At 33.7% G+C, this 9,695-nt stretch carries 10 protein-coding genes; 9 read left to right on the forward strand and 1 reads right to left on the reverse strand.

The window, feature by feature from the left end; translation table 11 throughout:
* Positions 1–166: 166 nt before the first annotated feature.
* Positions 167–1,702 carry a murein biosynthesis integral membrane protein MurJ gene (gene murJ, locus PEPCATONIAE_RS05185; RefSeq protein WP_346265074.1) on the forward strand — a complete coding sequence of 512 codons (1,536 nt, stop codon included), beginning with the start codon at positions 167–169 and terminating at the stop codon, positions 1,700–1,702.
* A 106-nt stretch (positions 1,703–1,808) separates the two neighbouring features.
* Here the strand turns inward: murJ and PEPCATONIAE_RS05190 are convergent, their stop codons facing one another.
* A complete protein-coding gene (locus PEPCATONIAE_RS05190; RefSeq protein ID WP_138159970.1) occupies positions 1,809–3,107 on the reverse strand; it encodes a sodium-dependent transporter in 1,299 nt (432 codons plus the stop codon).
* Positions 3,108–3,319: 212 nt separating this feature from the next.
* On the opposite strand from PEPCATONIAE_RS05190, the gene PEPCATONIAE_RS05195 reads away from it, so the two are divergent.
* The 8 genes from PEPCATONIAE_RS05195 (at position 3,320) to PEPCATONIAE_RS05230 (ending at position 9,413) form a co-directional block, all read left to right on the forward strand.
* Complete coding sequence (locus PEPCATONIAE_RS05195; RefSeq protein WP_138159972.1) at positions 3,320–3,769, forward strand: universal stress protein; 450 nt, start codon at positions 3,320–3,322, stop codon at positions 3,767–3,769.
* A gap of 167 nt (positions 3,770–3,936) precedes the next feature.
* A complete protein-coding gene (locus PEPCATONIAE_RS05200) occupies positions 3,937–4,386 on the forward strand; it encodes a universal stress protein (RefSeq protein ID WP_138159974.1) in 450 nt (149 codons plus the stop codon).
* Positions 4,387–4,664: 278 nt separating this feature from the next.
* Positions 4,665–6,629 carry a methionine--tRNA ligase gene (gene metG / locus PEPCATONIAE_RS05205; protein WP_218975520.1) on the forward strand — a complete coding sequence of 655 codons (1,965 nt, stop codon included), beginning with the start codon at positions 4,665–4,667 and terminating at the stop codon, positions 6,627–6,629.
* Between the two features lie 8 nt (positions 6,630–6,637).
* Positions 6,638–7,405, forward strand: coding sequence for a TatD family hydrolase (locus PEPCATONIAE_RS05210; protein ID WP_138159977.1), 768 nt, complete (start codon positions 6,638–6,640; stop codon positions 7,403–7,405).
* The gene (rnmV, locus tag PEPCATONIAE_RS05215) at positions 7,398–7,946 is read left to right on the forward strand and encodes a ribonuclease M5 (RefSeq protein WP_138159978.1); all 549 of its coding nucleotides are present in this window, start codon (positions 7,398–7,400) and stop codon (positions 7,944–7,946) included. Before PEPCATONIAE_RS05210 ends, rnmV begins: the two co-directional genes overlap by 8 nt.
* Positions 7,930–8,796, forward strand: a complete 867-nt coding sequence (gene rsmA, locus PEPCATONIAE_RS05220; RefSeq protein ID WP_138159980.1) for a 16S rRNA (adenine(1518)-N(6)/adenine(1519)-N(6))-dimethyltransferase RsmA — start codon at positions 7,930–7,932, stop codon at positions 8,794–8,796. The genes rnmV and rsmA overlap by 17 nt, the downstream gene beginning before the upstream one ends.
* A gap of 73 nt (positions 8,797–8,869) precedes the next feature.
* On the forward strand, positions 8,870–9,133 hold the full coding sequence (locus PEPCATONIAE_RS05225; RefSeq protein ID WP_138160251.1) for an ArsR/SmtB family transcription factor: 264 nt from the start codon (positions 8,870–8,872) through the stop codon (positions 9,131–9,133).
* 49 nt (positions 9,134–9,182) lie between these two features.
* Positions 9,183–9,413 (forward strand): glutaredoxin family protein, encoded by a 231-nt coding sequence (locus tag PEPCATONIAE_RS05230; protein WP_138159982.1) that lies wholly within the window; start codon positions 9,183–9,185, stop codon positions 9,411–9,413.
* The last annotated feature ends 282 nt before the right edge of the window (positions 9,414–9,695 follow it).

A 9,695-nucleotide genomic window follows, 5' to 3' on the forward strand; every position in this document is an offset into this window, starting at 1 on the left:
GATTTTTTATTGCAAGAATTTTATTTAAAAGGATTTGTAAATCTTCCAAGAAAAAAATCCTATAGAGTCGGACTTAAAATTTGTCTTTAAAAATTAAAAAACCAAGACTTCGTAAGAAATTTTTAATATTTGAAAAGACTTAAAATTATATTTTTATAAGGGGAATATGATACAATTAGTTGGAAAAGAGGTAATTATGAAAACATCATATATATTAATGCTTGTAACAATAATTTCAAAAATTTTCGGTTTGGCAAGGGAAAAGGCTCTTGCACATTTTTTCGGTGCCGGTATGGTAGCAGATGTATTTTTAGTAGCTTTTCAAATTCCTATGACCTTTACCAATGTTATAACAGGTGCAACGGCAAATGGATATATTCCCATTTACAATGAAATTGCAGAGAAGGAATCCTACAAAAAAGCCGACGACTTTACTGCAAATCTATCAAATATAGTATTCATATTTACTTTTATTATTTCAATAGTAGGTATAATTTTCGCCAAGGATTTAGTTAACCTTATGGCTATAGGATTTAAGGGAGAAAAGCTTGAGCTTGCCACCTTTATGACTAAGGTATCCCTTTTAAGCCTGTGTGCGACCTCTGTTTTTTCTATATTTAAGGCCTATCTTCAAATAAAAAAGAACTTTATAGTTTCCGTCTGTCATGCAATAATTATGAACCTTATAATAATTGCTTCCATGGCCTTTGCCTATAAGGTCGGGGCTGAGTATCTTGCCTGGGGAATTTTGGCAGGCTTTGTTTGTCAGTATCTTATATTTTTACCTTATATTAAGAAAAACGGATACAGACACAGCTTTAAAATCAACTTAAGGGAAGACAACTTTTTAAATCTTATGAAGATAATTCTGCCTGTTTTAATATCGACTTCTGTTATTGAGCTTAATTTTATAATATCCAAGTCTTTGGCATCAGATCTTTTTTCAGGAGCCATATCTTCTTTAAACTATGCCTATAAGCTTCAAAGCTTTGTTACAGGGATTGTTGTTACCTCTATAGTAACTGCGGTTTATCCACAAATGGCAAAATACGGAGTTAAAAAAGATTTTAAGGGACTTAAAGAAGAAACGGGAGACGCCCTTTTAACCATGGCAATTTTAGTTATACCGGCATCCTTGGGCCTTTTTATATTCTCAGGTCCCATAGTGAGGCTCTTATTTTTAGGAGGAGCTTTCTTGGAAAAAGACGTTACATTAACAGCAACAGTTTTGTCCTTTTATGCCTTTGGAATTATAGCCATAGGCTTTAGGGAAATAATATCGAGGGTGTTTTACACCTTTATGGATGCAAAAACTCCTGTTATAAACTCTGTTATTATGGTGGCAATAAATATAGCTTTAAGTCTTGTTTTAGTAAAGCTTATGGGAATAGAGGGCCTTGCCTTGGCAACTACTATATCCTTTATAATAGGGGCGCTTTTAATCACCCTAAGTGCCGGATTAAAAATAGGAAATCTTTTTACTAAAAGGACCTCCAAGGAGCTTTTAAAAATAATTATCGCTTCAGGTCTTATGGGTCTTTTGTCAAAAATAGCCTTCGAATTTTTAGGAGGATTTTTAGGACAAGCAATATCCCTTTTATTATCCATAGCTTTGGCAGGCTTTGTTTATCTTTTGGCACTTATAGTATTAAAGTCAGAAGAGGTCTACTCAATTATTAATAAGCTTAAAAATAGAAGGTAAAAATATTTTTAAACACTTATAAAAATATAAGATTAAGATTTAACTGAAGACAAATAAAAAAGGCGGGTCCATAAAAGCTACCTGCCTTTTCATGTATTATTTAATTTTATAGAAGCTGAGTTATAAAAATTACAACTATAGCTATTGGAGAAATATACTTAATACTTAAAACCATCCACTTTCTAATAAGTGGATTTTTTATATTGGCAGCATTCATAGTGTTTTCAATTCCCCAAACGTAGCCGCAAAAAATTGCAATTAACAAGCATCCTATAACAAGGACGAAGTTGCTTTCAATTTTGTCCAAAAGTTTAAAGAGAGCATTATTTCTTATGGAGAAAAATGCTATAAAAAGTATAAAGGCTACAGCTATTAAAACTGCCTTAATTCTTGATATTTTATACTCTTCACTCAGTAGACCCACTATAGCTTCAAGGACTCCTACTGAAGATGTAAAGGCTGCAATATAAAAGCCCAGATAAAATAAAGGAGATAAAATCCTGCCTGCCGGTATAATGTTAAAGGCATTGGGCAAGGTTAAAAAGCTTAGGGCAACTCCCTCTGCAGCTTCAAGCTTAGTGGCAAATACTATAGGCATAATCATAAGCCCTGCAGCTATACCTGCAAATATAAGGGCTATACACACTACACTTGCACTTTTAAAAATGTCTTCATCCTTATTCTTTATGTAAGATCCGAAAACCATAGAGCCTAACATTGCAAGGCCTAAGGCGAAAAAGGCCTGACCTAAACAGGTAAGCAGTGAATCCATAGTAAACTTTGAAGGATCAGGTAAGAATAAAAACCTTACTCCTTCCATAGCTCCTTGAAGTTTTAAAGATGAAACTATAATTATAGCCATAATAGCAAAAAGCACAGGTAGAAGTATTTTTGAAATTCTTTCTATACCCTTTTGCACACCGAAAACTATAACAACTACATTAAGGAGAATATTAATTACAAAATAAATAAAGACTGCATTTTTGTCAGCATTAAAGCTTTCAAAGAAGTTTACAATTTCATCTGTTGAAAGATTCATTAAGCTGCCCCCAAAACTTGCTACTACATACTTAAATATCCAAGCATAAATAGGTGCTGTATATCCTAAAATAAGTATTGCGGCAAGTAGATGCAGATAACCTGCATAGTACCATTTCTTTCCGGGAGCTAAAGACTCATAGGCCTTAATGGCGGTTTTTTGTGATGCAAACCCTATAGTTATCTCACAAGTCATTAGAGGTATGCCTATTATTAAAATAATTGCAACGTACATAATTATAAAAATTGCTCCGCCGTTTTCTCCAACTACATAGGGGAACCTCCAAAGACTTCCTATACCTAAAGCAAGACCTATTGCCACAAGTATAAAGCCCATTATGGAGCTAAATCCTTCTTTCTTTTCCATTGACATCATCCTTCCTCATCAAATAGTATAATATATAAAGTTCTTAATTAGTATCATTCATTTTTAAATATTAGAATAAATTTATCTATAAGGGGAAATTATAAAATATCTTCTTATTTTTAAATAATATTTAAGCAAATGCTTATAGAAACACAATTAAGGGTATAATATAATACCACAATAAAGCAATAATTTTATAAGGAGGAAGAAAAATGAAAATATTGGTGCCTATTGACGGATCAAAAATATCACAAAATGCAGTTAAGGCTGCAAAGGAAATAGGAGAAAAGTTCAAGGCTAAATTAATTGTACTTACAGTTATTCCCGAAACTACAATTTTTGAACAATTTCCTACCAATTTTCCCTATGCCCTTGAGGTAAGCAAGGCAAATACCGAACATGCTGAATATGTATTATCAGATATAGAAAAGGAAGTTTCAGACTATCCTTATGAAGTTGAAACCTTTTATAAAAGCGGAAATCCTGCAAGTAAAATCGTAAAGTTTGCAGAGGAAGAAGGTGTAGATCTTATAGTAATGGGAAACAGAGGTCTGGGAGCTTTTTCAAGAACTTTATTGGGATCAGTATCATCAAAGGTAATTAATCAGTCTAAAATATCTGTATTAGTTGTTAAAAGCGATATTGAAAAGAAGGGCGAATGATTTGTCATAAATCCATTTATTTGCTGGACGAAGAGGTTTCTTTATTGTGAAAAGACTGTCTTAAATTTTTCTACTTAGCACTAAGTTCTATTACTTATAGACAGGTCTTGTAAATTAAAGGTTGGAGTTGTTTTTCATTAGGATGATAATTTAGGGAGGAAGAGAAAATGAAAATTTTAGTACCTATTGACGGATCAAAAATGATGAAGAAAACAATCGATGCTGCAAAAGAAATCGGAGAAAAGTTTCAAGCTGAGCTTACTTTACTGATGATTATACCTAGCGGTTCAACTTTTGACCAAATATCCTTTGAAGGAACAAATTATCCTTATACCAAGGAGCTGAAAAATGCAAATGAGGAGAACGCCAAACGTGTACTTTCTGAAGCTGAAAAGCAAATGTCAGGCTACTCTCATGAATTTAAAACAGTATATTTAATGGGCAAAGCTTGGGAAAAAATAATCAACTATGCCGAAGAAGAAGGCATGGATATGATAGTAATGGGTAATAGAGGTTTGGGAGCCTTTTCAAGAACTCTTTTAGGATCAGTATCATCTAAAGTAATTAACCATTCTCCTATAACTGTAGTTGTAGTAAAGGGAGAGCTTGAAAAATAAGAGTTAGACAATAAAGAGAAAATAAAGCAGGAGACCGGGAGGTCTCTTGTTTTTGTTTATAAAGCACTTGCACTTATTCTATTTTAAAACAATCTGAGAATTTAAAAGTTTACAATAAATTATATAAGAAAACCTATAAGAGAATTTTTAATTATCCACCCTTGAATTTACAGAATTATATAAGTGCCTGTTGGGGCCTAATATTGAATATATAGAGGATTTAGAATATAATACATAGTTAATGACGTTAATTTTAGATATTTGGAGGGAATGAAATAATGAAAAAATATTATTTGACTACTCCTATTTATTATCCCAGTGATAATTTACACATAGGACATACTTACTGCACCGTTGCTGCGGACAGTATTAAAAAATACAAGGAACTTCAAGGATATGATGTATTTTTTACTACAGGTGCTGATGAGCATGGTCAAAAGATAGAGGAAAAAGCAAAAGAAGCGGGAGTAAGTCCTAAGGAATATGTAGACCATATAGTTAAAGGCATAGAAGAACTTTGGAAAAAAATGGACATAAGATATGATGCCTTTGAAAGATCCACCGACCCCAAACATGAAAAGGCCGTTCAAGAGATTTTTCAAAAACTTTATAATAAGGGCGAAATCTATAAATCTCAATATGAAGGCTACTATTGTACACCTTGCGAGTCCTTTTGGACAGAAGCACAATTAAAAGAGGGCCACAAGTGCCCGGACTGCGGCAGAGAAACTCATCTTAGCAAGGAAGAAAGTTATTTTTTCAGACTTTCCAAGTATAGGGACAAGCTACTTGACCTTTATGAAAAAAACCCCGGCTTTTTGGAACCCCTTTCAAGAAAAAATGAAATGATTAACAACTTCCTCAAGGAAGGGCTTGAAGATCTTTCCGTTACAAGATCCACCTTTGATTGGGGAGTTAAGGTACCCTTTGATCCTAAGCATGTAATTTATGTTTGGGTAGATGCTCTAAGCTGCTACCTTACAGCTATAGGCTACGGAAGTGATGAGGAAAAATTTAACAGCTACTGGCCGGCAAATGTTCACCTGGTAGGCAAGGAAATAGTAAGATTTCATGCTATTATCTGGCCGGCTCTTTTAATGGCTCTTGATATAAAGCTTCCTGAAAAGATTTTCGGTCATGGTTGGATTCTTTTTGACAACGATAAAATGAGTAAGTCCAAGGGAAATGTAGTTTATCCAGAACCTATTATTAAACTTTATGGTGTAGATGCTTTAAAATACTATCTTTTAAGAGAATTTAGCTTCGGCTCCGACGGATCCTTCACTAAGGAAAACCTAATGCAAAGACTTAACTCCGACCTTGCCAACGATTTGGGAAATCTGCTTTCAAGAACAGTATCCATGATAGAAAAGTACAGGGACGGACAACTTCCTCAAGCGGGAGAAAAGGAAGATGTAGATACAAATCTGATAGATCTTGCAACAACTACATCACAAAAAGTGGATGAAGCAATGGATAACTTCGAGTTTTCAGTAGCCCTTGAAGAAATATGGAAGCTTATTAGGAAATGTAACAAGTATATAGATGAAACAAGTCCATGGATTTTGGCAAAGGATGAAAGTAAAAAGGAAAGACTTGATACGGTTCTTTATAATTTAAGCGAGTCTTTAAGAATAGTATCTATACTTTGTTATCCATTTATAACTGAAACTTCTAAAAAAATCAGAGAGTCCTTAAGCATAGAAGAAGAACCATTATGGGAAAATGCAAGTTCCTGGGGTCTTATTAAAGCGGGAGAAAAGGTTAAAAATTTAGGACCTATCTTCCCAAGACTTGATATAAAGGCTGAAATAGAAAATCTTAACAATGAAAATCAGGCATTTGCAGATTATAGAGCAGCGGAAAAAGCAAAATGGCAAAAAAATGACAAAAGTGAAGAAAAAGAAGACGAGTCAAATCTTTGCACCATAGAAGATTTTAAAAAGCTTGAAATAAAAACAGCCTTAATAGAGTCAGCGGAAGATCATCCCAATGCAGATAAGCTTTATGTCCTTAAAGTAAAGGTTGGAGATGAAGAAAGGACAGTTTGTGCAGGTATTAAGAAGGAGTATAAAAAGGAAGATTTAATAGGCAAAAAGGTGCTTATCCTTGCCAATTTAAAACCTGCAAAGCTTAGAGGGATTGAGTCCCAAGGCATGATTCTTGCCGCAGAAGATAAGGAAGGAAAAATCTCTATAACCACAACTCTTGAAGATATAGCTGACGGAGCGACAATAAGGTAGGTGATTTTTTGATAGATTCACACGTACACTTAGATGATCCTAAATTCGATTACGATAGGGAAGACATTATTAATTCCTTAAAGGATAGGGGAATAGACAGAGTTTATAATATAGGTGCCGACCTTGAAAGCTCAATAGCAAGTGTAAGCCTTGCAAAAAAATACGATAATATAAAAGCTGTAATAGGAATCCATCCCCATGATGCAATAAATTACAATGACAAGGTTGAAGAAAAGCTTATTGACCTTGCCAAGGATGAAAATGTAAGGGCAATAGGAGAAATAGGACTGGACTACTATTATGACAACTCCCCGAGAGATATACAGGTTGAAGTATTTAAAAGGCAAATTGAGTTGGCGGACAAGTTAAATCTTCCCATAGTCGTTCACTCAAGAGATGCTTCAGAGGAAACCTTTAATATAATTAAAGAATCGAAGGAAAAATATCCTAACTTAACCTTTTTGATTCATTGTTTTTCTCAGTCTGTGGAAATGATGAAAAGGTATATAGACCAAGGCTGCTATATTGCCCTTGGAGGAGTTGTTACCTTTAAAAATGCCAAAGTACCTAAAGAGGTTGCAAAAGAAGTACCTTTAAATAGACTTTTACTTGAAACCGACTGCCCCTATCTTGCTCCTACACCTATGAGAGGCAAGAGAAACGAGCCCTATTATGTAAAATATGTGGCAGAAGAAATAGCTTCCATAAGAAATATGGAGGTTAAGGATCTTGTAGAAATAACAGATGCCAATACAAGGAGATTCTACAATGATTAAAGAAGTAATAGTAGTAGAAGGAAAAGATGATATTGCTGCCGTAAAAGCAGCAGTAGATGCTGAAGTTATTGCTACATCGGGCTTCGGTTACGGTAGAAAGCTTATAAAGCTTTTAAGAAACCTTAACGATAGATGCGGCATAATAATCTTTACCGATCCGGACTATATGGGCAACAAAATAAGAAGAGATTTAGATAAAAATATAAGGGGAGCAAAACATGCTTTTTTGCCTCAGGACAAGGCGAAAAGAAAAGATAATATAGGAGTTGAAAATGCCTCTAAAGAGGATATTTTAAAGGCCCTTCAAGGAGCAAGACCTATATATAAAGAAGAAAGCTTTGAATTTACCAATATAGACCTTTTAAAAACAGGCCTTAGCGGTAAAGCCGACTCTAAAGAAAAGAGAAAGAAGGTAGGAGATTTTTTAAAAATAGGTTATGGAAACTCCAAACAATTTTTAAACAAGTTAAACTCCTTTAATATAAGCAGGGAAGAATTTCAAAAAGCGGTGAAAGCGGTGGAAAATGGAAAGACTTTATAAACCGGCTAGAGTAGTGGAATTACAAAATAAATACGGATTCAGATTTACCAAATCCTTGGGTCAGAATTTTTTAATAGACGGCAATATTGTAAGAAATATTGCAGACCTTGCACAAATAAATAAGGAGGACTATGTTCTTGAAATAGGACCCGGTATAGGCACCCTAAGTGAAGAAATTGCCCTTAGGTGTAAAAAACTTGTTTCCATAGAAATAGATGAATCCTTAAAAGAACTTTTAAAAGAATCCCTACCCTATGACAATGTAAAAGTTATTTTTAAAGATATAATGAAGCTTGACTTAAAACAACTTGTAGAAGAGGAATTTCAAAACAAGGCCATTAAGATTGTGGCAAATCTTCCCTACTATATAACCACACCTATAGTGTCAAAGCTTATAGAATCAGGTATAGAAATAGAATCTATGACCTTTATGATTCAAAAAGAAGTGGCAAAAAGATTTTCCGCCAAGCCATCAACTAAAGATTATGGTTCCCTTAGTGTCTTTATACAATTTTACTCAAATGTCAGCTATGAGTTTAGCGTTTCAAAAAACTCTTTCATTCCCAAGCCAAATGTTGACTCAGCTGTGGTAAAATTAGAAATGAAGGAAGAAATTCCCGAAATTGACACTGAAAAGTTTTTTAAAATTGTAAAAGCCGCCTTTTCAAAAAGGAGAAAGACTATATTAAATGCCTTGTCAACTTACGGTTTTAACCTTGAAAAAACAAGTATTTTGAAAGCCTTAAACCTTTCAAATATAGATCCAAGAAGAAGAGGAGAAACCTTAACTATTGATGAGTTTGCAGTACTTACTATAAACTTTCCGAGCTTAGGGGGAGATAAAGATTAAAGAAAATGAAAAAAAGGAAGAAATACTTAGCGATATATCAGATTTTCTGTCCCGGGGGAAAAGCTTGGACTATATGTCCTTAATATTTAAGCTTCTAAGCGATCCCACAAGACTTAAAATTATATATATCCTATCTAAGACACCTATGTGCGTAAGTGATATAGTGGAAGCCCTTGATATGAGTCAATCTTTAATATCTCACCAGCTTGCCCTACTTAGAGAGGCTAAGCTTATAAAAGTAAAAAGAATTTCAAGAAATGCTATTTATTCACTTGATGATGCTCACGTCCTGTCAATATTCAATCAGGCCCTGGAGCATGCAGAGCACGAAAAATGATTATATGCCCTATAATAGGGTATATAAATTACCACGAAGGAGGAATTTTATGAGTAAAGTTGTAGTATACACTTCAAGTACCTGTCCTTATTGCACTATGGCAAAGGATTATTTAACAGAAAAAAACGTTGAATTTGAAGAAAAAAACGTTCAAACAGATAAAGCGGCAAGAGATGAGCTTCTTGCTAAAGGATATACCGGAGTTCCGGTAATCTATGTAGATAATGAAGAGATAGTTGGCTTCGATAAGGCAAAGCTTGACAGTCTACTTGACAAATAATAGAATTTTAAGCCCCTAAGGGGGCTTATTTTTGTTTAAATCAGCTATGAAATCAGGTAATAGGTAACTGATTTATCAATATAAATCAACAAGATTATATGCTATATAAAAAAAGAATTAGCATATAAAAATGAATATTTAAAAAAATATTTGACAAATAAATATTAAAGGAGTAGACTATTAAACAATAAATAGTCTACTATTTAAGTATAGCATAATTATTTATTAAATTAAATTATTGACGTGTTTTAACTAAACTTTGACAGCTTTGGCATTATTTAT

Source organism: Peptoniphilus catoniae (assembly GCF_901447155.2).
Classification (GTDB): domain Bacteria; phylum Bacillota; class Clostridia; order Tissierellales; family Peptoniphilaceae; genus Peptoniphilus_E; species Peptoniphilus_E catoniae.

Excerpts from the sequence above, each read along its gene's own strand:
- murJ (WP_346265074.1), top strand. The coding sequence starts at position 167 with ATGATACAATTAGTTGGAAAAGAGGTAATTATGAAAACATCATATATA.
- PEPCATONIAE_RS05190 (WP_138159970.1), bottom strand. The coding sequence starts at position 3,107 with ATGGAAAAGAAAGAAGGATTTAGCTCCATAATGGGCTTTATACTTGTG.
- PEPCATONIAE_RS05195 (WP_138159972.1), top strand. The coding sequence starts at position 3,320 with ATGAAAATATTGGTGCCTATTGACGGATCAAAAATATCACAAAATGCA.
- PEPCATONIAE_RS05200 (WP_138159974.1), top strand. The coding sequence starts at position 3,937 with ATGAAAATTTTAGTACCTATTGACGGATCAAAAATGATGAAGAAAACA.
- metG (WP_218975520.1), top strand. The coding sequence starts at position 4,665 with ATGAAAAAATATTATTTGACTACTCCTATTTATTATCCCAGTGATAAT.
- rnmV (WP_138159978.1), top strand. The coding sequence starts at position 7,398 with ATGATTAAAGAAGTAATAGTAGTAGAAGGAAAAGATGATATTGCTGCC.
- rsmA (WP_138159980.1), top strand. The coding sequence starts at position 7,930 with ATGGAAAGACTTTATAAACCGGCTAGAGTAGTGGAATTACAAAATAAA.
- PEPCATONIAE_RS05225 (WP_138160251.1), top strand. The coding sequence starts at position 8,870 with ATGTCCTTAATATTTAAGCTTCTAAGCGATCCCACAAGACTTAAAATT.
- PEPCATONIAE_RS05230 (WP_138159982.1), top strand. The coding sequence starts at position 9,183 with ATGAGTAAAGTTGTAGTATACACTTCAAGTACCTGTCCTTATTGCACT.